Genomic DNA, 25,204 nt, shown 5'->3' with positions numbered 1-25,204 from the left:
CATGCAGGAACTCGGCTACCTCAAGGAAACCCCATCCCAGACCGCCGGCCCCTATGTGCATATCGGCCTGACGCCGAATTTCTGCGACATCACCGGCGTCTATGATACCGACCTCGGTATTCAGATGGTCAATGACAAGACGCTCGGTGAGCGCATCACTGTCAGCGGCCGTATCTTCGACGGGGCCGGCGCGCTCGTTCGCGATGCCGTCATCGAGATCTGGCAGGCCGACAGTGCCGGCCTCTATAACAGTCCCTCGGAAATGCGCGGCACAGCCGATCCGAACTTCACCGGCTGGGGCCGCTGCCCCACCCGCGCGGAAGACGGTGTCTACAGCTTTGAGACCATCAAGCCCGGCAAGTTGCCGTTCAAGGACGGGCGCAAGATGGCGCCGCACGTCACCTTCTGGATCGTTGCCCGTGGCATCAATATCGGCCTGCACACACGGATGTATTTCCCGGAAGAGCAGGAAGCCAACGCCGCCGATCCGATCCTGGCGCGCATCGAGCACCGTGATCGTGTGCCCACGCTGATCGCAACCCGCGACGGTGCGAACCTGACCTTCGACATCTATCTTCAGGGGCCGAAGGAAACGGTGTTTCTCGACATCTGACCCGCACGCAGACGCTACTTGTCCACAATGTGCCGGGCAAGTAGCCTCGTGCTGCCCTAACTTGTCCTGAGCTTGATGGCGCGACAGGCCAGACGGGCGGTTATGAAACGAGACTCCGAATGACCACTTCCCCTTTCGATCATCCCTTCCTCTCCGGCCTGCTCGGCGACAGTGAAATAGCCCCGTATTTTTCCGCCGAAGCGGATATCCGGGCAATGCTGTCTTTCGAGGCAGCGCTTGCTCGTGCCGAGGCCACACACGGCGTCATTCCGGCTGAAGCCGCACGGGAGATTGGCCAGACCTGTGCAGGTTTCACCCCCGACATGGAAAGCCTAAAAGCCGCGACCGCCCGAGATGGCGTCGTCATTCCCGATCTGGTTCGGCAGCTTCGGGAGGCAGCAGGGGAAGAGGTTGCAAAGCACGTCCATTTTGGGGCGACCAGCCAGGATGTCATCGACACCAGCCTCATGCTGCGGCTGAAATCTGTGAGCTTCCTCTTTGGCGCACGCCTGCATTCGGTGGTCACGGGACTTGCCGCACTCGAGCGCCAACTCGGCAACAACCGCCTGATGGGCCATACGCGCATGCAGGCCGCGATCCCTATCACCGCTGCCGATCGCATAGCCGCCTGGCGGCTGCCGTTGGAGACCTATCGAGACCGGCTGACGGAGCAGACCTTCCCCGTTCAGTTCGGCGGTGCTGCCGGCACGCTCGAAAAACTCGGACCCGAGGCATCCGCCGTGCGCGCCTCGCTGGCACTGGAACTGGGGCTGACCGATGAGCCGCAATGGCAGAGCCGGCGGAGCCGCCTTGCCGATCTCGCCAATCTCTACTCATTGATTTCGGGCAGCCTTGGCAAATTCGGACAGGACGTGGCGCTGCTCGCCGAAGCCGGAGGCGAGATCGAGCTTGCGGGCGGCGGCACATCCTCGGCCATGGCCCACAAGCAGAATCCGGTCGCCGCCGAAACATTGGTCGCGCTTGCCCGGTTCAACGCCACGCAGCTTTCAGCGATCCACCACTCGCTCGTCCATGAACAGGAGCGATCGGGCGCCGCCTGGACGCTCGAATGGCTGGTGCTGCCGCAGATGGTCATGGCGACTGCCGCGTCATTGCGGCTCGCCACGGAACTCGTTGGTAATATCAAGCGTCTAGGGACGAACTGATCACCTTTGCACTCAGTCGGTAAAACCGGCTATGCAGGGATGGTGATTTCAGGAGTGATCCCGTGACCTTTCCCCTCTTCGATCTTTCCGGCCGCCGAGCGCTCGTGACAGGCTCCAGCCAGGGCATCGGCCATGCGCTGGCGCTCGGGCTTGCCGAGCACGGGGCCTCAGTCATCATCAACGGGCGCAATGCCCAGAAAGCGGAAGCGGCAGCCAAAGCGATCCGTGAAAACAAAGGCCATGCCGTCAGCGCTGCCTTCGATGTAACCGATGCCGAGGCCTGCCGTTCGGCGATCGACTATATCGAAGCGGAAATCGGCCCGATCGATATACTCGTCAACAATGCCGGCATGCAGTTTCGCACGCCGCTGGAGGACTTCCCGGTCGAAAAGTGGGACGAACTTTTCCGCACCAACGTTTCCAGCATCTTCTATGTCAGTCAGCCGGTCGCGCGGGCGATGATCGGCCGCGGCCGCGGCAAGATCATCAACATTGCCTCGGTGCAGGCCGAACTCGCACGGCCCGGTATCGCGCCCTACACTGCGACCAAAGGCGCCGTCCGCAATCTCACCCGTGGCATGGCAACGGATTGGGCCAAACACGGTCTTCAGGTGAATGCCATCGCGCCGGGCTATTTCAAGACGCCGCTCAATCAGGCACTGGTCGACGATCCGAAGTTCTCAGGGTGGCTTGAGACCCGCACGCCGGCGGGTCGCTGGGGTAATGTCGGGGAGCTGGTTGGAGCAGCCGTCTTTCTTGCCTCGGATGCGTCGTCCTTCGTCAACGGGCATATGCTGATGGTAGACGGCGGAATTACTGCCTCGCTTTGAGCCTAGTGGCCACCATGACTCCCGTGATGATATCCGGTGTGGTCGCCCTCGGAGCGGCTATCATTACTCTCGAAGCTATCATGAGCGTTGAGGTTGACCGCGGGGAAGATTTTCTGCCAGACACTGTTCCAGGACAATGAAATTGCGATCGCCGAGGCGATCAGGATGACGCCGGCACCGAGGCCTATGAGTATCTCTGCGAGTGTCGCCATGCGGCATTCCCAAGGTCGCCGCCGAAATTATCTCAGCGATCGGGTCAGGAGACAAGCACCCATAAATCTGTCTTCAGGCGCGCCTCAATCCGCAACCATATTGCCGCGGCGCATCAGCCCCATCAGGATCAGCGGCAGTAATGTCGTGATGCAGATGGCGATGAAAGCCATGGCCATGCCGAGGCCGATCGAACCCTGTTCGAACTGCCGCCAGATGAAGGTCGCGATCGTCTGCATGCCGACAGGTGCGACGACGACCGAGGCAACGAGTTCGCGCGAGGCCAGCGCAAAGACCAGCAGCATCGAAGAGGCAAGGCTTGGAAAGACGAGCGGCAGAAGGATACGCCGGAAGGCCGTGATGCCGCTCGCGCCACAGACGCGGGCAGCCGCCTCCAGATTGTCGCCGATCTGCTGGAAGGCCGCCGTCGTGTAGCGCACCGGCTGCGGCAGCAGGATGCAGCAATAGGCAAGCAGCAGGATGAGGCCGGTATTGTAGGGCGTAAACGGCAGGCCCGGCATGTTCCAGGCGAGGATGAGACCAACGGCTACGACGATACCTGGCAGCGCATTTGGCAGGATTGTCATGACATCGATGGCCATTCGGCCGGAGATTTTCGTCTTAACGACAGTATAGGCGGCCGTAACGCCGATCAGTCCCGTGATCAGCGCCGTGCCGATACCCAGCGAGAAACTGTTGATCAGCGCCGTCACGGCGCCAGCGCTATTACCGAAGACCGCCATGAAATTGTCGAGGCTGACATTGTCGAGAGCAAGGCCGCCGGAGATCGTTCGCGCTAGCGCGGTCGCAAGGATTGCCAGCAGCGGTACGCCGGTCGCGAGAAACGCCACGACGCTAAAGGCAATCATGACGGGTAGCTTCAGCGTGCCAAGCGGGCGCTTGTCCTTTGCCGTCGGTTTGCCGCCGACCGTCTGGTAGGAGCGCCGTGCCAGAATCCAGCGCTGCAAGAGGAAGGTGACGAGCGACATGGCGACCAGCACCAGCGACAGGATCGCTGCACCCGGCAGATCGATCGGCCAGTCGGTGACACGAAGGTCGATGCCGGTGACCAGCACCTGGAAACCGGCGCGGCGACCGAGCGCTGCAGGCGTGCCATATTCCTCGATCGCAGCGGCAAAGACCAGCATGAAGCTCGCCGTGAGGCCAGGCGCAGACAGTGGCAACGTGATACGCCAGAAGGCGCGTGCCGGCGACGCGCCGAAGACGCGGCCGACATCGGCATAACGTGCGCCGACGGCCTCGACCGTGCGCGACACCGCGAAATAGACGACCGGGAAGGTGTTGAAGGCCATGACCAGCGTCATGCCGAAGATCGAAAACAGGAAGGGTGCCAGATTGAAACCGGCAAGCTGCTGCAGATAACCGCGCGGCTGCAGGGTCATGATCCAGCCGAGCGTGGCGATATAAGGCGGGATCATGAAGGGCACGAGCAGCAGCACGTCCCAGACAGGCGCAAAGGGAATTCTGTAGAGGGCCCGGAAGACGCCGAGCGGCACAGCGACGAGCGCCGAAGCAAACACCACGCAAGCGCCGAGCAGGATGGTGTTGCCGCCCATGCGGATGAGCGAACTGTCGGCGAGCGTCGCATAGAGCGAGGAGAAAGGGCTTGCAAACGAGCCCTGTCCGAGTTCGGGGAAGATGCCCTGCAGTACCACTGCGATGAAGGGAACGGCAACGACGACAATGAGACCTGCCGTTGCCAGCCAGGCGGCCGGAGCCGTGCCGCCGATGCCGTTTCCTCGCATTGTCTGGACCTTACTTGGCGCCGTAGAGATCGGCGAAGGTCTTCAGCGTTTCCTTACGCTTGCCGTAAACAGCAGCCGTGTCGTATTTCAGAAGCGTCAGGTCGCTGATCAGCGGACGGCTGGCGGCAACGTCGGTGCGCGACGGCATCAGCATTTCGCCGGCAACCAGGGCCTGACCTTCGTCAGAGAGCATGTAGTCGATGAACTTCTTGGCGTCTTCCTGGTTCTTGGACGACTTCATGATCATGGCCGGGCGCGGCGCGATGACGGTACCGGACTTCGGGAACACGACTTCGATGCTCTCGCCCTTCTTCTGGGCAGCGAGAGCAATGTAGTCGACAGCGCCGAATACGACGGCCTTGGCACCCTGCAGAACCGGGTTCAGGGCGTCAGCATTTGCGCCGGCGATGATGGCGCCGTTTGCCTGCAGAGCCTTGAAGAGCTTCCAGTCGTCCTGGCCGCCGAGAGCAGCGGTCAGTTCGAAGGATGAACCGGACTGCGCCGGATCCGGAATATTGACGAGGTCCTTGTATTCCGGCTTCGTCAGGTCGGCCCATTCGGACGGCTTCGGCGTGCCGCTCTTGGAGTTCCAGACGATGCCGAGAGCCGAGATGCCCTGTGCAACGGCGCCCTCGGACTTCAGGAAATCCGGAACCTTGGCTGCGTTCGGGCTCGAATAGTTGACGAGCCAGCCGCGCTTGGCAAAGTCGTTGGCCGTATCCCAGGAAGCCGAGATGACGACGTCGACAACGGGGTTTGCGGCTTCGGCTTCGATACGGGCCATGACCTTGCCGGTCGTTGCCTGGAAAACATTGACCTTGACGCCGGTCTGCTTGGTGAAGCCGGCCGACAGCTTGTCGATGAGGCTCTGCGGGCCGGCGGTATAAACGGTGACGTCGGCATGGGCGACACCGGCCATCAGGGCGGCGACGACGACGCCAAAAGTGATGCTCTTCAATGACTTAAACATGTTCCAGTTTCTCCTCTATGGATTGGTGTATTTTCTGCTGAAACCAACGGATTTGCGCTGAGTCGATCGAAAGGCCGACCGTCTCGCCGGCACGCAGCTTGGCGCGGCTCAGAACCTGCAATTCCAAGCCGGGCAGACCGGAGAGCGAAACGCTTGCCAGATGCCCATCGCCGCGGAACTGCGAACGCAGCACGGTGGCGGCTAGTCGATCGGGAGAGGCTTCACCGGCCGAGATGCAGGCGACCGGGATCAGCACGCGAGCGCCGTCGCCGGCAACTCCTTCGGCTTCGGTCAGCACGATGTCGCTGTCCTTGAAGTACCAGGCGCGTCCGCGCCGCGCGATATCGGCGAGGCAGCCAAGCCGCAGGAAGTCGGCAACCTCGGGTGTGGCCGGCCGCTCGATCAGGTCGTCAGGCGAGGCAAGCTGCTCGATAAGGCCGGAGCGCATGACCGCGACCTCATCAGCCAGCGTCAGCGCCTCGCTATGGTCGTGCGTCACATAGATCGCCGTCAGGCAGAGTGTGGAGATGAGCTCGGCGAGCTCGCCCACCATGTTTTCGCGCAGTTCGCGGTCGAGGTTGGAAAGCGGTTCATCGAAAAGGATAAGCTGCGGCTCGGCGACGATGGCGCGCGCAATCGCCACGCGCTGCTGCTGGCCGCCGGAGAGATCGCTTGGCCGCCGGTCGGCATAGGCCGAAAGGCCGACGCGCTCAAGGGCGCGCATCGTCCGGGTATGGCGCTCCGCCTTGCCGACGCCGCGCATTTCAAGCGGAAAGGAGACATTGCCGCCGACCGTTAGATGCGGCCAGAGCGCATAGTCCTGGAAGACCATGCCGAGCCCGCGCCTCTCCGGGGGAACGAAGGCGCCGGTCGTATCATCGGCAACGATGGTACCGGCAATCGAAACAGCCCCCTTGGTCGGCGCAAGCAGGCCTGCAACCAGCCTAAGAAGCGTGGTTTTGCCGCAGCCCGAAGGGCCGAGCAACGCCAGCGTCTTGCCCTTTTCCAGAGAAAAATCAATGCCTTTGAGGATCTGCGTTCGCCCGTAGCTCAATTCCAGGCCCGCCGCGGCAACGGCAGAGGACGATCGAATTGAGGGGGCGTTCATGGGCAGACCAAATGTCGCTTTAAAGAAAGTATGGCGACATTTAGGCACCCCGGATGACAGCTCTGCGACAGATCTATTTCAGTTTTATGACAATATCTTCTGCAGAAGCGGACGTTGGCGTCTCGTGCCGGGGTCCACTACTAAGACACGCAGCCTTCACGCCGCCGCGCTTTGCCGCTGTCCAACTTCGACGCATTTTTCAGGCCGTTCCGCGGCTTCAGCACCGCCAAAAGCAGGGGATTTGCATTTTCGGTCGCGCGCAACCATTTAAGTCGCATGATCCCGCGGGAAATGTCGCGACCTCGCATACGCCGGAACGTTTACAGAAAACGAACCATACCGGCTTGCATTCTGAGCCAAAAGCCGATTGCTTAGGAAAATCTACTTCTTCTTCGGCTAGCCGTTAGAAGAGTGCGAGGGGATATAGGCAAACCCGTGGAATTCTGCAGCTTCGCATCGGGATCGATGGTGACTACGATGACGAAGCGGGAAAGCTGGTTTGAAGGAAAATGAGTAACGATCTGTTTCAGGTAAAATTTTGGGGCGTTCGGGGAAGCATTCCCGTGTCAGGCCCGGAATTCGACCGATATGGAGGCAACACCTCCTGCATAGAAATTCGCTGCGGCGAGCACCGGATGATCTTCGACGCAGGCTCGGGACTGCGCGAGGCTGGCCTTTCGCTTCTTGCGGATGAGGTCCATGATGTCGACCTCTTCTTCAGTCACTGCCATTACGACCACATCATCGGCCTGCCCTTTTTCAAGGCGATCTACTACCCGTCGATCAACGTCAACATCTGGTCCGGCCATCTGGACGGCAAGATGAGCACGCGCGAGATGGTCGAGCAGTTCATCAGCCCGCCCTGGTTTCCGGTAAAGACCGATATCTGTCAGGCGACGATGAATTTCCGCGATTTCCATGCGGGCCAGACGCTGACCCCGCATGAAGGCGTCGAAATGCAGACATACATGCTGAACCATCCGGGCGGTGCGATCGGTTATCGCATCCACTGGAAGGGCCGCATCGTGGCGCTGATCTACGACATCGAGCACATTCCGGGCACGCATGATCCGGTGGCGCTTGAGATGATGAAGGACGCCGATCTCGTCGTCTACGACTGCACCTATAACGAAGACGAGATGCAGCGCTTCAAGGGTTTCGGCCACTCTACGTGGCAGCACGGCACTGAACTTGCGAAGATGGCAGGCGCAAAGCGCTTCGCCTTGTTCCATCATGCGCCGTCGCGCACCGATGAACAGCTTGCCGTCATGGAAAGCGAGGCGCAGGCCGCCTTTGCCGGTGCCTTTGCCGCCCGCGACAATCAGGTCGTCGACATCTGATCCTTCACCAACGTGCCTGCTGAAACCCATTCCACAGCGGGGTGGCCTGCGGTCGCCTCAAAGAGTTCGGCAAGGAAATCCCAGGCGGCCGCATCATGCACCAGATGATGCCCGAGCACGCCGATCGGCTCGCTGCTGCCCTCGAACCTGTCCTGCAGCTCGGCGACCAGTGCGCCGATCAGGTCTGCCATCGGCCGCCCGCCACGGGTGCCGTGCCAGTCCATAAGGTCGACATGAGAGTTGACGACGGCAAGCGGGCTTTCGCCCTTGACGCGTCCGTAGGTCGAAAGGGATTCGAAGCCGAGCGCCGACAGCTTAGGAATGAGACCCTTGTCGATTCTGTTCCAGGGCGGAACCAGCATCGTCAGAAAGCGTGTCGGGTAGAGATCCTTCAACTTCAGGAAGCCTTCATAGAGCTCGCCGAGAATGGTCTCTTCCAGCCGTGATCCACCGAGTTCCTGTTTCTTGTCGTCAGGTCCGGCATAATTGTGATGCGCCCAGCCGTGAACCGCGACACTGACATGCGCCTCGTCCGCAAGCCGCTGAGCGAGAGGTGCGCCGGTAAGGGCCGGAATGATCGCAAGCGTAATCGGGATGCCGTAGTTTTTCGTCTCGGCGAGCAGTCGCTCCAGCGCCGCCGTCGGCTCGATTGCATCGTCATCCCGCAGCCAGAGCCTTGCCACGCGGCCGGCGTCGCGCCAGCGCTCCAGCTCCCGATACAACGGCTCGAGGATACTGCTATCGATCATATGCTGCTCCTGCATGATTACGTAGGATCAAATCCAGTTCTTTCGACGCGCCAGCAAGCGAACGCTCGTCGAGGACGAAGCGGCGGGCGGCGGATGCCATGACGTCACGGCGCGCCCGGTCATCCAGCAGTACGGCAATGGCTCGCGCATAGGCTTGCATATCGCCATCAGGCGTCAGTAGCCCGGTCATATCGGCCTCCACCACGGCAGGCACGCCGGCGGTCTTCTGCGCCACGACAGGAAGACCCGCCGCCTGCGCTTCGAGATAGGCAAGTCCATAGGCTTCGCCGCAGCCTGGCCACACATAGATGCCACTCTTCGAAAGCAGTTCGGCTATCTCTTCCGGCTCCCTCTGGCCGAGCCAGTCGATACGACTGGGGGCAAAACCCGCAAACAGCGCCTCCACCTCAGCCCTTAACGGACCGTCGCCAATGATGCCGAGCGTCCAGGGCCGATCCTCGATCATGCGCAGTGCCGCAGCGAGCATCTTGTAGCTCTCCATCTTGTCACCGGCCCGCATCATGGCCACGCTCACCAAGCGTTGCGGATCGGGAGCAGGCGTTACCGTCTCGAAAAACGCTGTGTCGATGAACGGCTTTATTCGGGCAATACGCGCTTCGGGAAAGACGTCTTCCAATCCTTTCCGGTCGCGTTCGGTAAAGGCGATATTGACCGCCGCACAGCGGATCGCCTCGCCCACCGATTTCTGGAGCAAGGCCCACCCCATTCCGTCGCGCTTGCGCGAATAGGAGGCTTCCGCCGTAACGTAGGGAACCGTGAATTCCGCCGCGATCGCGGGTCCGAAGAGATCGGGGGACTTGTAGTAGGGATGATAGCAGAACCAGAGCTCCGGCTTCGGCTCCTCCCGCCATTTGCGTCGAAGCCGCTCAAGCTCCTCTTTGGCCCTCGCCAGCGCTTCGGCCGCCGCTTCCGGCGTGCCAGCATGGATGCGGAATTCGGACACAACCTCGACCGAATGCCCGGCCATTTCCAGCGCCCGGATCAACAGCCGCGCCATCAACCGGTCACCTGACGGCACCGGATGGTGCGGCGACTTCATCGGCGCGTAGAAGGCAATCCGCATCGCGACACTCCGCGTATGACAGTGTGTTTCCAATCGGCGCTCGCGCCGTAAGCGAAAATTTCCGCTATTGTCACTATCCTTGAACGATACAGGCAGACATACCGAAGCGATCGTGATTAGACGAGACGATAATTCCGCCCTTTTTCGTCTTCTCTAGTGCATTTGCGATTTGAGCTTCAAGAACAGGAATTGATGACGACGGTCTGGGCCACAGGGATTTTTTCGGAGCGCACGATCAGGAAGGCCAGGCTCGGTTCCGGCCTTGTGATGTTCGTCTTCATCTTCCTGCATATGTCAAACCATGCGTTGGGGCTTGTTTCGCTGACGGCAGCCGACGATGCGCGCCGGCTGTTTCTGGCGATCTGGCGCAATCCGCTGGGCACACTGCTCTTCTACGGCTCGGTCCTCGTCCACATGACGCTCGTGCTGCGTGGGCTCTATATGCGTCGCAGCCTCGTCATGCCGAAGAACGAAATGGCACAGATCGTTCTCGGCCTTCTGATTCCTCTGCTGCTCATCGACCATGTCATCGGCACACGCATCGTCCATGCGCTCTACAGCTATACCGATAATTATGAGACGATCGTTCGCACGCTCTGGATCAACTCGCCGAAGGACGGCGTACGCCAGACTTTCGCCCTGCTTGCCGTCTGGATCCACGGCTGTATCGGCATACATTTCTGGCTGCGCTATCGGCCCTGGTACGACAATTCCTCATCGCTACTTCTGGCCATCGCCATCCTCCTGCCCGTGCTGGCGCTGCTCGGTTTCGTCGAGATGGGCCGCACGCTGTCCGATCCCTCTTATATCGAGGCCGAATCCGGACATTACCTGGAAACGATCAATACCCGCTATTACAACGATCCTGAGGCGCGCGAGAAAATCGCGACGATCCGCGCCGGGCTCTACGGCAGCTTCTCCGCAGCGCTTGCCCTCGTCATCCTGGCACGGGCGCGCCGCAGACTGAAAGAGCGGGCGAACCAGGTCGCAGTTCACTATCCCGGCGGCGAGACCGTGCGCGTGCCACGCGGCTTCACAGTGCTGGAGGCAAGCAGGCTTGGCGGCCTGCCACATTATTCGGTCTGCGGCGGCAAGGGTCAGTGTTCCACCTGCCGCGTGCAGATCCTCGGCGATTATTGGACCCTGCCGCCGCCCGACAAGCTGGAACAGACGACTCTGAAGCGCATCAATGCGGCACCCGACGTACGCCTCGCCTGTCAGCTCCGCCCGGATAGGGACTTGACCGTCGCGCCGCTGCTTGTGCCGCAGACAGAGGCTGCCCTTCCCGCCAACAGCCAGGAAACCAGCCCCGGTCGCGAACGCGAGATCGCCGTGCTCTTCTGCGACATGCGCCATTTCACGACGCTGACCGAAACCCGCCTGCCCTTCGACGTCGTCTTCCTGCTCAACCGCTATTTCGGGATCGTCGGCAAGGCGGTGGAACAGGCCGGCGGGCGGCTCGACAAATTCATCGGCGACGGCGCCATGGCACTCTTCGGCCTCAACACCACGCCTGAGGAAGCCTGCCGGCAGGCGGTAGCTGCCGCGACCGCGATTGTTGCCGAGGTGGAAAAGCTTGCCGCCGAACTTTCCGACGAACTGCCTTTGCCGCTGCAGATCGTTATCGGCATCCACACCGGCCCGGCAGTCGTCGGCACGATGGGCTATGGGCGGGTACGCAGCCTGACGGCCGTCGGCGATACAGTCAATGTCGCAAGCCGCCTGGAGACGGCGGCCAAGGAGCTTAACGCTGCGATCGTCATTTCCGAGCCGGTCGCGATAGGCGCCGGCATTGATCTGGAAACGGTCGAAAGCTGCGAAATCAATGTGCGTGGCCGGGCGCTCCCCTTGAAAGTCTACGTCATTCCGAGAGAGAAAGCCGCCGAACCGCTCAAGGAAAGACAATAATGTCCGGCCATGCATGGCTTACTGGCAAATATTGGAAGCGCCGTTTGCGTAAGGCGCGCAATGTGCTGGCCACACGTTTCTTTGACACCCGCACCGGCCGCCGGCTGCTGATCGAGAATATCGGGCCACGTGTCACCTCCATGACGATCGATGCCGGCGATCATCTGATGAGTTTTTCACCCGCCGACTATATCGGCCGCAAGGTCTTCCGGAAGGGCCATTTCGAACGCGAGGCAGTCGACCGGCTGCTCGTGATCCTGCGCGAGCGCGGCCTGCTGAAGAAGGACAGCATGCTGCTGGAGATCGGCGGCAATATCGGCACACAGACAGTCTATTTTGCGCTCGCCCGCGCATTTGCCGGGATCGTCAGCGTCGAGCCAGATCCGCGCAATTTCCGCCTTCTGGAACAAAATATCCGCCAGAACGGTCTTATCGACACGGTGCGCCTCGTCAACTGCGCCGCCGGCGAAAGTGAAGGCGAGATCGACTTTTTTTTGAACAGCGCCAATCACGGCAAGAGCAGCGCCATCCGCCAGAGCCCCAGTGACCAGAAGATCAGCGTTCCGGTGCGGTCCGTGACCGGCATCCTCGACGAGCTCGGCATCGACCAGACTGCCATTGGCCTCGTCTGGATGGATATCGAGGGTTACGAGCCGGTTGCCTGCCGCTCAATGCTGCCGCTGCTTGCCCGCCGCACGCCTCTCTATATGGAATTCACACCGCTCTTTTACGGCCAGGAGGGCACAAAGGCCTTCATTCGCACGCTCGCAGGCTTCTACGAGGATTGCCTCGTGGTTTTCGAGGACGGCGAGAAGGAGATGAAAGTCCGTGATCTGCCGGGCGAATTCGATCAATATGACGTGCTGTTCCTGCCTTAGACCGAAGAAGAACTATCGGGCGGACTGCATCGCCAGCGATTGATGGCAATGCACACCGGCGAGCACGCCTGAAGCGGAAGCGAGCGTGGCGTTATGCATTGCGCTTGCCGCATCGCCGGCGGCAAAGACACCCTTGACGGTTGTTTCCTTGTTATCGCCGGTCCGGATGAGCGGACCGAACGGACCGTCGTCGAAGACACAGCCGAGTTGTTCGGCAACCGGGCTTGCCATTGCCGTTTTCGGAGCGACGAACACAGCGTCCAGCCGCACGACCCGGCCATCGGCGAGGCGAACGGCCTCAAGCCTGGGAGTGTCGCCCAATAATTCCACGACAGGGCTGCGCTCGATCCGTACACCGCGAGCGGTCAGCCCTGCGAGTTGCCCTTCATCCGGCTCGAACAGCGCTTGGGTGAAATAGGTTGTCTCTCCCCAGTCGGGAATTAGCATGGCCGCATGTGCCGAATGCGGATGGTTTGCGAGAACGCCGAGCTTACCACCGCTCACCTCATAACCGTGGCAATAGGGGCAGTGCAGCACGGAGCGCCCCCATCGGTCCCGCAGCCCGGGGATTTCAGGCAGCGTGTCGCTTATGCCGGTTGCCAGGACGATGCGCGCTGCCCTTTCTTCGTCACCACCCGTGATGCCGATGACGAATTCGTCGCCATCGGCACGCGCCTGAACAACCTCCCCGTCGCGAATGGTGACGGTCGGATAAAGCGAAAGCTGCCGCTTTCCCTCCCGCATGATCGCTGTCGGCGTCTGGCCGTCCTGGCCCAGGAAGCCATGTGACGCCTGCGAAAATCGATTGCGCGGCGCGCCCGCATCGATCAGCAGAACGCGGCGGCGCGCCCGGGCAAGCTGCATGGCCGCAGACAGGCCGGCGAAATTACCGCCGATGACGATGACCTCGAATGACATGAAACTCTCCTTTGACGCCGCCCCGATCATGAAGCAACATAAGTTACATGAAACGGTGCAGTCAAGCATCATGTTACTTGTCTTGTTACGATCTGCTTGTGATAATGGCCCATTCGATCGACGGGAATAGAATCTCATGCGCAATGACAGCCGCCTTTCACGCATGCTGCACGTGCTGATCCACATGGATAGGCACGAGCATTCGGCGACCTCCGAAATGATTGCAAAGATGCTGAACACCAATCCCGTCGTCGTCCGTCGCACCATGGCCGGCCTTCGCGAACAGGGCTATGTCCGTTCCGAAAAGGGGCATGGCGGGGGCTGGACGCTGGTGCGTCCGTTGTCGGAAATCACCCTGCTCGATGTCTACCACGCCATAGGCGAGCCGCATCTTTTCGCCATCGGCCCAGCCGACGATCAACCGAAATGCCTTGTGGAACAGGCCGTGAATGCCGCTATCGACGATGCGATGAAGGAGGCACAGGCCCTGCTCCTGCGGCGATTGGGCAGCGTGACGCTGGACAAAATCGCGGCCGACTTCGAGGCAAAATTTGCCGCGCTTTCGGCTACATCCTATTCCTGCGCCTCATAAGCCCGGATTATTTCCGGCGGTAGAGAAAATAGCGCCCTTCCTTGATGCCGCCGGGCAGAGGCAGCGGCAAAAGCTCGGGATGTTCCAGCGGCAGGCCGCTGACGGCGATGCCGTGATGGGTAAGCACGCCAGCCATCAATTGCGGCAGCCAGGTCAGCGTCACGGCATCGATCTCGTCATGGCCGGTGCCGATATCGGCATGGGCGAGCGCGGCATTGATCCCGAGGAACGCCTGGCCGGTATCGCGGATATTGCCCGTCACCATATTTTCGGCCGGCGGCGTGGAGGCGGAATAGGAGCGTATTTCCCAATCGAAGGCAATGATGCGGCGATCGGGAAAATGCTCGCGCAGATGGTCGTAGGTGCGGCCGTTGCCAAGGCCGAATTCGAGCACCGGCCCCTCCACCTCTTCCACCAGATCGATGATGGCATTGAGAATATCGCGCTGAGCCGTCAATCGGCGAATGAAGCTGTCGAGGCGGCTCATCTTGTCCTGTCCGTCATAAAATATGTCAGTGGTGCTACCATATCGATGCAGTGTAAGTCGATTGCCGGAAACGCAAATTGCCATTGCAGCGGCAACACGGGTCTGTGATAAACTCGGCCTCATGAACGAGATGTCCAACGACGCATTCTTCGCCAACGTGCCGGTCTTCAGCGACTTCGAAGGCGTGACCGATGAGAGCAATTACCAGCCGCTGCCCGAAGGGTGGGTGCTGGCGATGGCCGATATCGTCGGCTCGACGAAAGCGATTTCCGGCGGCCGCTACAAGGACGTCAACATGGCCGGCGCCAGCGTCATCTCCGCGGTGCTGAATGCTGTCGGCAAGGGCGATTATCCCTTTGTCTTTGCCGGCGACGGCGCGCTGATTGCCTTGCCCGCTTCGCTTGAGAAGGAAGCGCGCGAGGCGCTTGCCGCAACGCAGGTCTGGGTGAAGGAGGATCTTGACCTCGATCTTCGTATCGCCATCGTGCCGATCGCCGATATCCGCATGGAAGGTCTCGATGTGCGCGTCGCCCGCTATTCGGCAAGTCCTTACGTCACCTATGCGATGTTTTCCGGCGGCGGCACGATCTGGGCCGAGAAGAACATGAAGATGGGCCGGTACGGCGTCGAAAAAGCCGCGCCCGGCACACGGCCGGATCTGAGCGGCCTCTCCTGTCGCTGGAGCCCGATCGAGGCCCGCAACGGCGAGATCGTCTCGATCATCGCCGTGCCCGGCGAAGACGGTCCCGGGCCGGAATTTCAGGCTCTCGTTGCCGGCATTGTTTCCATCACAGCCGAACAGAACCGCAGCGGGCATCCCGTGCCGGAAGACGGGCCAGAGCTTGCCTTCTCGATGAAGGGCATCAATCGCGAGGTGAATGCCACGGCGCCGGAGGGCAAACGCTTGCGGCAAAAGTTCTTCATTCTCCTGCAGATCGGCCTGACCGTTTTCCTGCACAAATTCGGCATCACCTTCGCCCATTTCAACGCGCGCCGCTACAAGAAGGACGTCTCGGGCAATTCGGATTTCCGCAAATTCGACGACGGACTGAAGATGACCATCGACGTCGACGCGGCCCACCTCGCCCGCATCGAGATGCTGTTGAAGCAGGCGCAGGAAAAGGGCGTGGCGCGTTACGGCCTGCACCGCCAGTCATCGGCACTGATGACCTGCTTCGTACCGACGCCGCTGTCGCGCGACCACATGCACTTCATCGATGGCGCTGCCGGCGGTTACGCCGTCGCCGCCAGCCAGATCACCGGTAAGCAGCTTTCCGGCGTGCTCGTTACGCCTTGATGACGTGATCGGCTGCAAGGCCGAGCCGGCTGAAGACGTTTCGGGTATCGACAATCAGTTTGGCGCTCTTCGAAAGAGCCGCATAGTCGATCATGTCGTGATCGGTCGCGATGAGAACTGCGTCGTATCCCGTAATGGCTTCCGGCGTCAGGTCGATAGATTTCCGGCCCTTCAGCGCCTGATATTCACGGGTCGGCGGAATCTCCCCGACGAAAGGGTCATGATAATCCGCCTTGCCGCCGCGCTCCTCGATGATTTCAATCAGGCGCAGCGACGGGCTTTCCCTGATATCGGCAACGTTTTTCTTGTAGGCGAGGCCAAGCACGAGGACGCGTGAGCGGCTGAGCGCCTTTCCGGCACGAATATCCAGCGCCTCGGCCAGCTTGCCGACGACATAGCGCGGCATCGCCGAATTGATTTCGCCGGCAAGCTCGATGAAGCGTGTCGGCAGCTCGTATTCACGCGACTTCCAGGTGAGGTAGAAAGGATCGATCGGAATGCAGTGACCACCGAGACCAGGGCCGGGATAGAAAGGCATATAGCCGAACGGCTTGGTCTTGGCAGCGTCGATGACCTCCCAGACATCGATGCCCATTGCCGCATAGACGGTCTTCAGCTCGTTGACGAGTGCGATATTGACCGAGCGGAAGATGTTCTCTGTGAGCTTGACCGCTTCCGCCGTTGCATTGGAGGAGACCGGGACGACGGTCGAGACGACAGCACCGTAGAAAGATTTCATCAGGGACAGGGCCTGCGTGCCGTCGCCTGCAACGACCTTCGGGATCGTCGCGGTGTGGTAATGCTGATTGCCGGGATCTTCGCGCTCCGGCGAGAAACCGACGAAGAAGTCGGAGCCGGATTTCAGCCCGGTCCCTTCGAGAATGACCTTCACGATGTCATCGGTCGTGCCGGGATAGGTTGTCGATTCCAGTACGATGAGCTGGCCCGGCCGCAGATGGGCGGCGATCGACCGCGACGTCGCTTCCACGAAGGAAAGATCGGGATCGCGATGTTTGGTGAGCGGCGTCGGCACGCAGATGACGATCACGTCGCAATCCGAAAGGCTGGCAAAATCGGTCGTCGAAGAGAAACGCCCTGCATCGATCTCGGCCGTCAACGCCTCGCTCGTCACCGCATCGATATAGGAGCGGCGGGCATCCAGCGCGACGATCTTCTTCGGATCGATATCGAAGCCGGTCACGGCAAAGCCGCTGCGCGCCACAGCGATCGCCAGCGGCAGGCCGACATAACCAAGACCTATGATGGCGGCGCGCGCAGTGCGGGCCTCAATCTTCTTTGAAAGCGTCTCGAAGGTGGAAGAGCGTGCGTCCAAGGCCATGCCTTTTGCAAAAAGTGAATCCGAACGCTGATCTAATGCATGATCGCGGCAAATTAAACCCAGCCCGCTCGCAGTGTCTGGTCGTGCCGCGCCTTGGATTCTTCAACAGGGTGTGGCCGAAATGACTCGGGACCGCCATCCCGGCAACCGGGACGCACAAAAAAAATCAGAATCCCATTGTTTCGCACTTTCAGCGTGCCTATTTTGGCAAATGATAATGAACCACTTTGCAAAGATTGCTCGCCCGTTTCCAGGAGGTCGGAAGCCGGCGGGTGTCATAGCCGGTCATCGGCAATCGTTGACACGATAATACCGCTCGTACATCCTGATTTCTTTGTGATCTGCTCATTCTGAATGGGCAGGTCCGGGTTGTTTTTGCCTTTCGGGATGGACGTGCGCCATGAGGATAATACCAAGAATGAGCACGATCGAATCCAGCGTATCCTCCATTTTGTTGGACCGTGTTGCTGAATGGCTGACGAATTCTTCGCTGGCCGGTGACGACCTTGAAAACATCGTGCGCGGTTTCTGCGAGCGGCTTGCGGCCGCCGGCCTGCCACTCGCGCGCGTGCACCTGACCTTCTCGATGCTGCATCCGCTTTACGACGCGCTGAGCTTTACCTGGAAGCGCTCCAGCGGCGTGACCATCGAGGGCTTCCGCATGCCGGCCGGCCAGAAGCCGGACCGTTTCCTGCAGAGCCCTTATTTCCATCTTCTCGACAACAATCTGCAGCATATCCGCCGCCGCATCATGCCTGACGGCCCGAGCGAATTTCCGATCTTTGAGGATCTCCGGCAGGAAAAGGTCACCGATTACCTCGCCTTCGTGCAACCCTTCGGCGACGGTTCGGTACAGGGCATGATGGGCTCCTGGTCGACCGATAGCCCGGCCGGTTTTTCCGACGATATGATCGACGCGCTGCTGCGCATGCAGAACCATCTGGCGGTTGCCGCCAAGATGGCGGTGCTTGCCAAGCTCGCCAACAATATGCTGACCACCTATCTCGGCGGCGATGCTGGCAAACGCGTGTTGAACGGCCAGGTTCGCCGTGGCGATGGTGAGACGATCCGCGCCGCTCTCGTCATGGCGGATATGCGCGAATCGACCATGTATGCCGAGAAGGAAGGCCGGCAGGCCTACATCGATACGCTCAACCAGTTCTTCGACGCGATCGCCGCGCCCTTCAACCGTAACGGCGGCGAAATCCTGAGTTTCCTCGGCGACGGCTTCCTGGCCGTCTATCCCTGCGGTCGCCACAAGGACCCGTCCAAGATCGCCTGCGAGGCAGCGCTTTCAGCAGTGCATCATGCGCAGGCGCGGGTTGCCGAACTGAACAAGGATCGCGAGGCGAAGGGCCTTCCGAAGATCGGCTACGGCATCGGCCTGCATGTCGGCAACGTCATGTTCGGCAATGTCGGCCTGAAGGACCGCCTTACCTTCTCCGCCTTCGGCTCTGCAGTGAACGAGGTGCAGCGCCTGCAGGTGCTGACGAAGAAATACAGCCGCGAGGTCGTCGCGAGCCAGGCCTTCGCTGGTTATTGCGGCGGCGAATGGATCACGCTCGGCGAGGAAAAGCTGCGCGGCATTCGCCAGAAGGTGACGGTGCTGCAACCGCGGGCGCCGGCATCCGGCCTCCATGTCGACGAGGGCTTCCGCGAATCCGTTCAGAACGGCCTTTCGGAAGCCGAACAGGTCATCATGCTTCACCGCGACAAGAAACAGGTAAAACGTACGCCGATCGAAAAATTCATTCAGTAATCACGCGCGAACATTGCAGCCGCTTTAGCCGCTGCACCGTACATGAGAACCCTCGCATCAAGCGCCTTGTAAAATAGACGCCATGCGCTGCTTTTCCCCATGCCTGTCATCAACTAGACACCCCGTTTACGGTACGATAGTGTGCCTTAACGGGAACACAAAAGACTGGGGAATTTCGTTGGTATGGCGTCTGCAGCCGATCTGTTGCGTATTGAGAATCTGGACGTCGCCTTCTCCGTTTTCGGCGACCGACTGCGCGTCGTAAAGGAAGCCAATCTCCGCATCCTGCCGGGGAAAGTGACTGCCCTCGTTGGCGAAAGCGGCTCCGGCAAATCTGTTATCAGCCAGTCGATCATGGGCATCCTGCCGGCACCGGCCCATGCGAGCGGCCGCATCCTGTTTACCGACCCGCTGGATGGCAAGGCGACCGATATTCTCTCCCTGTCGCGTGATAGCGCCGAAATGCGCGACCTGCGCGGCCGCCGTATGGCGACCATCTTCCAGGAGCCGATGACGTCGCTCTCACCGCTCCACACGGTCGGTAATCAGATCGGCGAGGTTTTGCTGATCCACACGAATGCCGACAAGAAGGAAGCGCGCGAGCGCACCGAGGAAATGCTTGGCCTCGTCGGCTTTTCCAATCCGAAACGCACCTACGACATGTATCCGTTCGAGCTTTCGGGCGGCATGCGCCAGCGCGCCATGATCGCCATGGCGCTGATTTGCAAGCCAGCGCTCCTGATTGCCGACGAGCCGACCACCGCGCTCGACGTGACGATCCAGGCCCAGATTCTCGAACTGCTGCGCGACCTGCAGGCCAAGCTTGGCATGGCCATGCTGCTCATCACCCACGATCTCGGGGTCGTCGCCAATATGGCCGATGAAGTGGTGGTGATCTATCACGGCGAGATCATGGAAGCCGGCCCGGTCGAGGCAATCTTCCGCAATCCGCAACATCCCTATCTCAAGGCCCTGATGGCTGCGGTTCCGCATTTCGACATGAAGCCGGGCGAGCGATTGAAAGCTCTGCGGGAGGTTCCGGTCAACCTGGAATCGATGATCGGCAAGAAGAAGCCGGTCGAAAAGGAAGCGCCCGGCGTGCTCCTTTCCGTCGCCAACCTTTCGAAGACCTACAAGACACGCAAGCGTAGCTTCTTCGGCGGCCAGGAAGCCACGGTCGTGCACGCTGTCGACGACGTCAGCTTCGATATCCGCCGTGGCGAATGTCTGGGGCTCGTCGGCGAATCCGGCTGCGGCAAAACGACCGTCAGCAAGATCCTCATGCGCGCGATCACGCCTGACAGCGGCGCGGTCGTCTTCAACGACGGCAAGGATGTCATCGACGTCCTCTCCGTCAAGGGTTCGGAACTGCAGGACCTGCGCACCAAGATCCAGATGGTGTTTCAGGACCCGGTTTCTTCGCTTTCGCCGCGCATGACGGTGCGCAATATCCTCAGCGAGCCGCTCGAAATCCACGATCGTGGCAACAGCGCCGAGCGCAGGGCCAAGGTCGAGGCGCTGATGGGCGCGATCGGCCTCGACCGGCGCTACCTCAACCGCTATCCACACAGCTTCTCCGGTGGCCAGCGCCAGCGCATCGGGATTGCCCGCGCGCTCGCCCTTGGCCCCAAGCTTCTCATCCTCGACGAACCGGTATCGGCCCTCGACGTGTCTGTGCAGGCGCAGATCCTCAACCTTCTGAAAGATCTGCAGAAAGAACTGGGGCTCACCTATCTGTTCATCTCGCACAATCTCGCAGTCGTCGACTACATGGCAGACCGCATCGCAGTCATGTGCAAGGGCCGTATCGTCGAGATCGCCCCGCGTGAGATCATTCTGCGCAATCCGGTTCACCCCTATACGAAGTCATTGCTTGCCGCCGTTCCATTCCCGGATCTCGACCGGCCGCTCGACTTCAAGGCGCTGCAGGAAAACGGAGCGGCCGATAAGCAAAATTGGGGGCCTGTCTTCCGGGCGGACCACGATGACGCCTCCGAACTCGCTTATGCCGATCTCGGCGGCGGCCATCTGGTGCGCGCCCGCAAGGGCGCCGATGCGAAGGAGCTAGTCTGATGGTGACGCGCCGCATCTTTCTCGGTGGCCTGATCGGTTCGGTCATCGCGCCTTCGGTGCTTCGGGCCCAGCAGGTCGCCGAGCCAGAATTTTTGAAGGCCAGGGTCGCTGACGGCAGTCTGCCGCCAATGGCTGAGCGCATTCCGACTGAGCCGCGTATCGTCAATCTCAAGGACATGGGCCGCGTGCCCGGCACCTATGGCGGCAATGTGCGCACCATCATCGGCGGTGTGCGCGATATCCGCTACATGACGGTCTACGGCTATTCCCGGCTGGTCGGCTATGACACGAAGCTGCAGTTCCAGCCCGATATCCTGCGCGACTTCACCTCGGAGAATGACACGATCTTCACCTTCCGTCTGCGCGAGGGGCACAGATGGTCGGACGGTCATCCCTTCACGGCGGAAGCCTTCCGCTACTGGTGGGAAGAAGTCATCCTCAACAAGGAACTGACGCCCGGCGGCGGCGCTCTGGAGCTGCGTCCGCACGGCTCCCTGCCGCGCTTCGAAGTGCTCGACGAGCTGACTGTGCGCTATAGCTGGGACAAGCCCAACCCGGTTTTTCTGTCGGCGCTTGCCGGACCTCTGCCGCTCGTTATCTATGGCCCAGGCCATTACCTGAAACAGTTCCACAAAGGCTTTCAGGACAAGGCCAAGCTCGAAGAGCTGATGAAAAAGAACCGCGCCAAGAAGTGGGCCGATCTGCACATCAAGATGGCCCTCGCTTCCCGACCCAACAATCCCGATCTGCCGACGCTCGATCCCTGGCAGAACCGCACGGCTCCGCCGGCCGATCAGTTCGTCTTCGAGCGCAATCCGTTCTTCCACCGCGTGGACGAGAACGGCATGCAACTGCCCTATCTCGACCGCTTCATCCTCAACGTATCCTCCTCCTCGATCATCGCTGCCAAGGCGGGTGCGGGCGAATCCGACCTGCAGGCGACCGGCATCGACTTCAACGACTACACCTTCCTGAAAGAGGCTGAAAAGCGCTTCCCGGTGAAGGTCAATCTCTGGAAGATGGCGCGCGGCTCGCGCATCACACTGTTGCCGAACCTCAATGTCGCCGACGAAGCCTGGCGCACGCTCTTTCGCGACGTGCGCTTCCGCCGAGCCTTGTCGCTGGCGATCAACCGGCATGAGATCAACATGGTGGCCTTCTACGGCCTCGGCAAGGCGAGTGCCGATACGGTGCTGCCCGAAAGCCCGCTCTTCAAGCAGGAATATGCCGACGCCTATGTGAATTTCGACCCCGACACCGCCAACAAGCTGCTCGACGAACTCGGCCTCGACAAGCGCGACAGCGATGGCATCCGCCTGCTGCCTGACGGACGCCGCGCCGAGATCACCGTCGAGACAGCCGGCGAGAGCAATCTCGACACGGACGTTCTGGAACTCGTGCACGATCACTGGGCCAATATCGGTCTGGCGCTCTTCACCCGCACCTCGCAGCGCGACGTCTTCCGCAATCGCGCCATGAGCGGCTCGATCATGATGTCGATCTGGTACGGGCTGGATAACGGCGTGCCGACCGCCGACATGTCTCCCTATGGACTAGCCCCTACGCTCGATGACCAGCTTCAATGGCCGCTCTGGGGCATGTACTATCTTTCGGCCGGTCAGGAGGGCAAGGCGCCCGATCTGCCGGAGGCGGCCGAGCTTGTGGATCTCCTGAATCAGTGGGGCGCAAGTGCCACGACGGAAGAGCGTGAGGTTATCTGGCACAAGATGCTGTCCCTCTATACCCAGCAGGTCTTTTCGATCGGCCTCATCAACAGCACGCTGCAGCCGATCCTCAGATCCGCCAAAATGCAGAACGTGCCGGAGCACGCGCTCTACGGCTTCGATCCAACCTCCTTCCTCGGCGTCTACATGCCGGACACCTTCTGGTTCAAGGAGGCCTGAGCGATGATCCGCTATATCCTCTGGCGTATCGCCGCCATGGTGCCGACCCTGCTCGTGATATCGGCGCTGGTCTTCGTCATCATCGAACTGCCGCCGGGTGACTTCTTCGAAAGCCAGATCGCCGAACTGCGCGCCCAGGGCGAGACTGCAAACCTGCAGGAAATCGAGGAGCTGCGCCATCAATACGGCTTCGACCAACCGGAGATCGTGCGTTACTTCTTCTGGGTCGGCGGCATGCTGCACGGCGATTTCGGCTATTCCTTCGAATATCAGCTGCCGGTTTCCGACGTTGTGGGCGACCGCCTGTGGCTGACGATCCTCGTCTCCTTCTCAACCATCCTTCTCACCTGGCTGATCGCCTTCCCGATCGGCATCTATTCGGCGACCCATCAATATAGCTGGGGCGATTACGGGTTGACCTTCCTGGGCTTGCTCGGCATCGCCATCCCGAACTTCATGTTGGCGCTGATCCTGATGTATTTCGCCAATGTCTGGTTCGGGCTCTCCATCGGCCATCTGATGGACCAGCAATATCTGAACGAACCGATGAGTTGGGATAAGGCGAGGTCGATCCTTGCTCACCTCTGGATCCCCGTTGTCATCGTCGGAACGGCCGGCACAGCCGGCATGATCCGCCGCCTTCGCGCCAACCTGCTCGACGAGATGCAGAAGCAATATGTGACGACGGCGCGCGCCAAGGGCCTGCATCCGATACGCGCCCTTATCAAATATCCGCTGCGCATGGCGCTCAACTTCTTCGTTGCCGATATCGGCTCGATCCTGCCGTCGATCATATCAGGCGCCGAGATCGTCGCCATCGTGCTGTCCCTGGAGACGACCGGGCCGATGCTGATCAAGGCGCTGCAGAGCCAGGACATGTACCTTGCCGGCTCGTTCCTGATGTTCCTCGCTTTCCTGAACGTCATCGGCGTGCTGATTTCCGATATCGCACTCGGCTTCCTTGATCCCCGCATCCGTCTGCAAGGCAGGAGCACCAAATAATGTCGCCCCTACCCGCACCCGGTGCACCGCTGCCGCATTATGTTTCGACCGCCCCGTTCGATCCGATCGCAACGGAGACGATGACATCAGCGCAGTCGCGTATCCACCTCGCCTCGCAGAAGCAGCTCATGTGGTGGAAGTTCAAGCGCCACAAGCTGGCGCTTGCATCCGGCATTTTCCTTGCCGCCGTCTACCTGATGATCCTGATCGTCGAGTTCCTGGCGCCTTACGGGCTGCATACCCGCAACGTCGACTTTATCCATTCGCCGCCTCAGCGCGTCCGTCTTTTCGACAGCCAGGGCAATTTCGTAGGCCCCTTCGTCTATGGCCGGCAGATGACGCTCGATATCGACACCCTGCACCGTCTCTATACCGACAATCAGAAGGACATCCAGCCGATCCGCTTCTTCTGCCGTGGTGATGGCTACAAACTCTGGGGGCTTGTCGCTTCCAATTATCATCTCGTTTGTCCGGCAATCGGCGGGCAGATGTTCCTGCTCGGCACCGACCGTCTCGGCCGTGACGTGCTTTCGCGCATCCTTTATGGCGCGCGCATCTCGCTCACCATCGGGCTGATCGGTATTTCCATCAGCTTTGTGCTCGGCATCGTCATCGGCGGCCTTGCCGGTTATTGGGGCGGCGTCTTCGATCTCATCGTGCAGCGCCTGATCGAAGTGCTGCAATCACTGCCCTCGCTGCCGCTTTGGATGGCGCTTGCCGCCATCATGCCTGTGACGTGGAGCCCGATCGTCATCTATTTCGGCATTACCGTCATTCTTGGCATCATCGACTGGACAGGTCTCGCCCGCGCCGTGCGCTCCAAGCTTCTGGCACTGCGTGAGGAAGATTATGTCCAGGCCGCCCAGCTCATGGGTGCCAGCACCCCCCGTGTCATCGGCCGGCATCTCGTGCCCGGTTTCATGTCGCATCTCATCGCATCCGCCACGATTTCCATCCCGGGTATGATCCTCGGTGAGACGGCGCTTTCCTTCCTCGGCCTCGGCCTGCGGCCGCCCATCACCAGCTGGGGCATCCTGCTGACGGAAGCTAAGAGCGTAAGCGTGATCGCCTTCTACCCATGGCTGTTGTTCCCGATCGTTCCGGTGGTGCTGGTGATTTTGGCGTTCAATTTTCTGGGAGACGGCTTGCGCGATGCGGCAGATCCCTACAAATAACGTCGAGTTCGGCGGGGTGCTTCGCGTCCGCCGCCT

At 60.6% G+C, this 25,204-nt stretch carries 22 protein-coding genes; 13 read left to right on the top strand and 9 right to left on the bottom strand.

Annotated features, from left to right (window positions below; translation table 11 throughout):
* The first annotated feature begins 1 nt into the window (after nt 1).
* From pcaG to AB8B33_RS26475, 3 genes are all read left to right on the top strand, one after another.
* A complete protein-coding gene (gene pcaG / locus AB8B33_RS26485; protein ID WP_439017648.1) occupies nt 2–613 on the top strand; it encodes a protocatechuate 3,4-dioxygenase subunit alpha in 612 nt (203 codons plus the stop codon).
* 119 nt (nt 614–732) lie between these two features.
* Nucleotides 733–1,779 carry a 3-carboxy-cis,cis-muconate cycloisomerase gene (locus tag AB8B33_RS26480; protein WP_439017647.1) on the top strand — a complete coding sequence of 349 codons (1,047 nt, stop codon included), beginning with the start codon at nt 733–735 and terminating at the stop codon, nt 1,777–1,779.
* Between the two features lie 62 nt (nt 1,780–1,841).
* The gene (locus tag AB8B33_RS26475; protein ID WP_439017646.1) at nt 1,842–2,609 is read left to right on the top strand and encodes an SDR family oxidoreductase; all 768 of its coding nucleotides are present in this window, start codon (nt 1,842–1,844) and stop codon (nt 2,607–2,609) included.
* 2 nt (nt 2,610–2,611) lie between these two features.
* On the opposite strand, the gene AB8B33_RS26470 is transcribed toward AB8B33_RS26475, so the two are convergent.
* From AB8B33_RS26470 to AB8B33_RS26455, 4 genes are all read right to left on the bottom strand, one after another.
* Entirely contained in the window at nt 2,612–2,821 is a 210-nt protein-coding gene (locus AB8B33_RS26470; protein ID WP_439017645.1) for a hypothetical protein, read from the bottom strand.
* 84 nt (nt 2,822–2,905) lie between these two features.
* The gene (locus tag AB8B33_RS26465; RefSeq protein WP_439017644.1) at nt 2,906–4,585 is read right to left on the bottom strand and encodes an ABC transporter permease; all 1,680 of its coding nucleotides are present in this window, start codon (nt 4,583–4,585) and stop codon (nt 2,906–2,908) included.
* Between the two features lie 10 nt (nt 4,586–4,595).
* Nucleotides 4,596–5,555, bottom strand: a complete 960-nt coding sequence (locus AB8B33_RS26460) for an ABC transporter substrate-binding protein (RefSeq protein ID WP_439017643.1) — start codon at nt 5,553–5,555, stop codon at nt 4,596–4,598.
* Nucleotides 5,548–6,663 (bottom strand): ABC transporter ATP-binding protein, encoded by a 1,116-nt coding sequence (locus AB8B33_RS26455; RefSeq protein ID WP_439017642.1) that lies wholly within the window; start codon nt 6,661–6,663, stop codon nt 5,548–5,550. Before AB8B33_RS26455 ends, AB8B33_RS26460 begins: the two co-directional genes overlap by 8 nt.
* Before the next feature lie 509 nt (nt 6,664–7,172).
* On the opposite strand from AB8B33_RS26455, the gene AB8B33_RS26450 reads away from it, so the two are divergent.
* A complete protein-coding gene (locus tag AB8B33_RS26450; protein ID WP_113323673.1) occupies nt 7,173–8,003 on the top strand; it encodes an MBL fold metallo-hydrolase in 831 nt (276 codons plus the stop codon).
* Here AB8B33_RS26450 and AB8B33_RS26445 read toward each other — a convergent pair.
* Together AB8B33_RS26445 and AB8B33_RS26440 are read right to left on the bottom strand one after the other, a co-directional pair.
* Nucleotides 7,985–8,752: a polysaccharide deacetylase family protein gene (locus AB8B33_RS26445; RefSeq protein WP_113323672.1), complete on the bottom strand. Its 768-nt coding sequence runs from the start codon at nt 8,750–8,752 to the stop codon at nt 7,985–7,987. The genes AB8B33_RS26450 and AB8B33_RS26445 overlap by 19 nt on opposite strands.
* Nucleotides 8,742–9,836 carry a glycosyltransferase family 4 protein gene (locus AB8B33_RS26440; protein WP_439017641.1) on the bottom strand — a complete coding sequence of 365 codons (1,095 nt, stop codon included), beginning with the start codon at nt 9,834–9,836 and terminating at the stop codon, nt 8,742–8,744. The genes AB8B33_RS26445 and AB8B33_RS26440 overlap by 11 nt, the downstream gene beginning before the upstream one ends.
* Before the next feature lie 192 nt (nt 9,837–10,028).
* Between AB8B33_RS26440 and AB8B33_RS26435 the strand changes: the two genes are divergently transcribed.
* Both AB8B33_RS26435 and AB8B33_RS26430 read left to right on the top strand, forming a co-directional pair.
* Entirely contained in the window at nt 10,029–11,744 is a 1,716-nt protein-coding gene (locus tag AB8B33_RS26435; RefSeq protein WP_439017639.1) for an adenylate/guanylate cyclase domain-containing protein, read from the top strand.
* Entirely contained in the window at nt 11,744–12,622 is an 879-nt protein-coding gene (locus tag AB8B33_RS26430) for an FkbM family methyltransferase (RefSeq protein WP_439017638.1), read from the top strand. The genes AB8B33_RS26435 and AB8B33_RS26430 overlap by 1 nt, the downstream gene beginning before the upstream one ends.
* 12 nt (nt 12,623–12,634) lie before the next feature.
* On the opposite strand, the gene AB8B33_RS26425 is transcribed toward AB8B33_RS26430, so the two are convergent.
* Nucleotides 12,635–13,540, bottom strand: coding sequence for an NAD(P)/FAD-dependent oxidoreductase (locus tag AB8B33_RS26425; protein ID WP_439017637.1), 906 nt, complete (start codon nt 13,538–13,540; stop codon nt 12,635–12,637).
* Between the two features lie 136 nt (nt 13,541–13,676).
* On the opposite strand from AB8B33_RS26425, the gene AB8B33_RS26420 reads away from it, so the two are divergent.
* Nucleotides 13,677–14,132 carry an Rrf2 family transcriptional regulator gene (locus tag AB8B33_RS26420; protein WP_439017636.1) on the top strand — a complete coding sequence of 152 codons (456 nt, stop codon included), beginning with the start codon at nt 13,677–13,679 and terminating at the stop codon, nt 14,130–14,132.
* Between the two features lie 7 nt (nt 14,133–14,139).
* On the opposite strand, the gene AB8B33_RS26415 is transcribed toward AB8B33_RS26420, so the two are convergent.
* Nucleotides 14,140–14,619, bottom strand: a complete 480-nt coding sequence (locus tag AB8B33_RS26415) for a class I SAM-dependent methyltransferase (RefSeq protein WP_439017635.1) — start codon at nt 14,617–14,619, stop codon at nt 14,140–14,142.
* Nucleotides 14,620–14,740: 121 nt separating this feature from the next.
* On the opposite strand from AB8B33_RS26415, the gene AB8B33_RS26410 reads away from it, so the two are divergent.
* Nucleotides 14,741–15,916 (top strand): DUF3095 domain-containing protein, encoded by a 1,176-nt coding sequence (locus AB8B33_RS26410; protein ID WP_310382427.1) that lies wholly within the window; start codon nt 14,741–14,743, stop codon nt 15,914–15,916.
* On the opposite strand, the gene AB8B33_RS26405 is transcribed toward AB8B33_RS26410, so the two are convergent.
* Entirely contained in the window at nt 15,906–17,255 is a 1,350-nt protein-coding gene (locus AB8B33_RS26405) for a nucleotide sugar dehydrogenase (RefSeq protein WP_439017634.1), read from the bottom strand. The genes AB8B33_RS26410 and AB8B33_RS26405 overlap by 11 nt on opposite strands.
* Before the next feature lie 418 nt (nt 17,256–17,673).
* On the opposite strand from AB8B33_RS26405, the gene AB8B33_RS26400 reads away from it, so the two are divergent.
* From AB8B33_RS26400 to AB8B33_RS26380, 5 genes are all read left to right on the top strand, one after another.
* Nucleotides 17,674–19,014: an adenylate/guanylate cyclase domain-containing protein gene (locus AB8B33_RS26400; protein ID WP_113183851.1), complete on the top strand. Its 1,341-nt coding sequence runs from the start codon at nt 17,674–17,676 to the stop codon at nt 19,012–19,014.
* 183 nt (nt 19,015–19,197) lie between these two features.
* Nucleotides 19,198–21,087 carry an ABC transporter ATP-binding protein gene (locus AB8B33_RS26395; protein WP_113323664.1) on the top strand — a complete coding sequence of 630 codons (1,890 nt, stop codon included), beginning with the start codon at nt 19,198–19,200 and terminating at the stop codon, nt 21,085–21,087.
* A complete protein-coding gene (locus AB8B33_RS26390; RefSeq protein WP_439017633.1) occupies nt 21,087–22,991 on the top strand; it encodes an ABC transporter substrate-binding protein in 1,905 nt (634 codons plus the stop codon). Before AB8B33_RS26395 ends, AB8B33_RS26390 begins: the two co-directional genes overlap by 1 nt.
* A gap of 3 nt (nt 22,992–22,994) precedes the next feature.
* Nucleotides 22,995–23,993 (top strand): ABC transporter permease, encoded by a 999-nt coding sequence (locus AB8B33_RS26385; RefSeq protein WP_439017632.1) that lies wholly within the window; start codon nt 22,995–22,997, stop codon nt 23,991–23,993.
* Nucleotides 23,993–25,168 carry an ABC transporter permease gene (locus AB8B33_RS26380; protein WP_310382422.1) on the top strand — a complete coding sequence of 392 codons (1,176 nt, stop codon included), beginning with the start codon at nt 23,993–23,995 and terminating at the stop codon, nt 25,166–25,168. Before AB8B33_RS26385 ends, AB8B33_RS26380 begins: the two co-directional genes overlap by 1 nt.
* Nucleotides 25,169–25,204 lie beyond the last annotated feature (36 nt).

The sequence above is a fragment of the Rhizobium sp. 768_B6_N1_8 genome (assembly GCF_051811225.1).
Lineage (GTDB): Bacteria > Pseudomonadota > Alphaproteobacteria > Rhizobiales > Rhizobiaceae > Rhizobium.
This window is presented reverse-complemented; position numbering and strand designations above follow the sequence as displayed.

What these genes read in the sequence shown, in the direction of transcription:
- pcaG (WP_439017648.1), top strand. Translation starts at nt 2, where the DNA reads ATGCAGGAACTCGGCTACCTCAAGGAAACCCCATCCCAGACCGCCGGC.
- AB8B33_RS26480 (WP_439017647.1), top strand. Translation starts at nt 733, where the DNA reads ATGACCACTTCCCCTTTCGATCATCCCTTCCTCTCCGGCCTGCTCGGC.
- AB8B33_RS26470 (WP_439017645.1), bottom strand. Translation starts at nt 2,821, where the DNA reads ATGGCGACACTCGCAGAGATACTCATAGGCCTCGGTGCCGGCGTCATC.
- AB8B33_RS26465 (WP_439017644.1), bottom strand. Translation starts at nt 4,585, where the DNA reads ATGCGAGGAAACGGCATCGGCGGCACGGCTCCGGCCGCCTGGCTGGCA.
- AB8B33_RS26460 (WP_439017643.1), bottom strand. Translation starts at nt 5,555, where the DNA reads ATGTTTAAGTCATTGAAGAGCATCACTTTTGGCGTCGTCGTCGCCGCC.
- AB8B33_RS26455 (WP_439017642.1), bottom strand. Translation starts at nt 6,663, where the DNA reads ATGAACGCCCCCTCAATTCGATCGTCCTCTGCCGTTGCCGCGGCGGGC.
- AB8B33_RS26450 (WP_113323673.1), top strand. Translation starts at nt 7,173, where the DNA reads ATGAGTAACGATCTGTTTCAGGTAAAATTTTGGGGCGTTCGGGGAAGC.
- AB8B33_RS26445 (WP_113323672.1), bottom strand. Translation starts at nt 8,752, where the DNA reads ATGATCGATAGCAGTATCCTCGAGCCGTTGTATCGGGAGCTGGAGCGC.
- AB8B33_RS26440 (WP_439017641.1), bottom strand. Translation starts at nt 9,836, where the DNA reads ATGCGGATTGCCTTCTACGCGCCGATGAAGTCGCCGCACCATCCGGTG.
- AB8B33_RS26435 (WP_439017639.1), top strand. Translation starts at nt 10,029, where the DNA reads ATGACGACGGTCTGGGCCACAGGGATTTTTTCGGAGCGCACGATCAGG.
- AB8B33_RS26430 (WP_439017638.1), top strand. Translation starts at nt 11,744, where the DNA reads ATGTCCGGCCATGCATGGCTTACTGGCAAATATTGGAAGCGCCGTTTG.
- AB8B33_RS26425 (WP_439017637.1), bottom strand. Translation starts at nt 13,540, where the DNA reads ATGTCATTCGAGGTCATCGTCATCGGCGGTAATTTCGCCGGCCTGTCT.
- AB8B33_RS26420 (WP_439017636.1), top strand. Translation starts at nt 13,677, where the DNA reads ATGCGCAATGACAGCCGCCTTTCACGCATGCTGCACGTGCTGATCCAC.
- AB8B33_RS26415 (WP_439017635.1), bottom strand. Translation starts at nt 14,619, where the DNA reads ATGAGCCGCCTCGACAGCTTCATTCGCCGATTGACGGCTCAGCGCGAT.
- AB8B33_RS26410 (WP_310382427.1), top strand. Translation starts at nt 14,741, where the DNA reads ATGAACGAGATGTCCAACGACGCATTCTTCGCCAACGTGCCGGTCTTC.
- AB8B33_RS26405 (WP_439017634.1), bottom strand. Translation starts at nt 17,255, where the DNA reads ATGGCCTTGGACGCACGCTCTTCCACCTTCGAGACGCTTTCAAAGAAG.
- AB8B33_RS26400 (WP_113183851.1), top strand. Translation starts at nt 17,674, where the DNA reads ATGAGCACGATCGAATCCAGCGTATCCTCCATTTTGTTGGACCGTGTT.
- AB8B33_RS26395 (WP_113323664.1), top strand. Translation starts at nt 19,198, where the DNA reads ATGGCGTCTGCAGCCGATCTGTTGCGTATTGAGAATCTGGACGTCGCC.
- AB8B33_RS26390 (WP_439017633.1), top strand. Translation starts at nt 21,087, where the DNA reads ATGGTGACGCGCCGCATCTTTCTCGGTGGCCTGATCGGTTCGGTCATC.
- AB8B33_RS26385 (WP_439017632.1), top strand. Translation starts at nt 22,995, where the DNA reads ATGATCCGCTATATCCTCTGGCGTATCGCCGCCATGGTGCCGACCCTG.
- AB8B33_RS26380 (WP_310382422.1), top strand. Translation starts at nt 23,993, where the DNA reads ATGTCGCCCCTACCCGCACCCGGTGCACCGCTGCCGCATTATGTTTCG.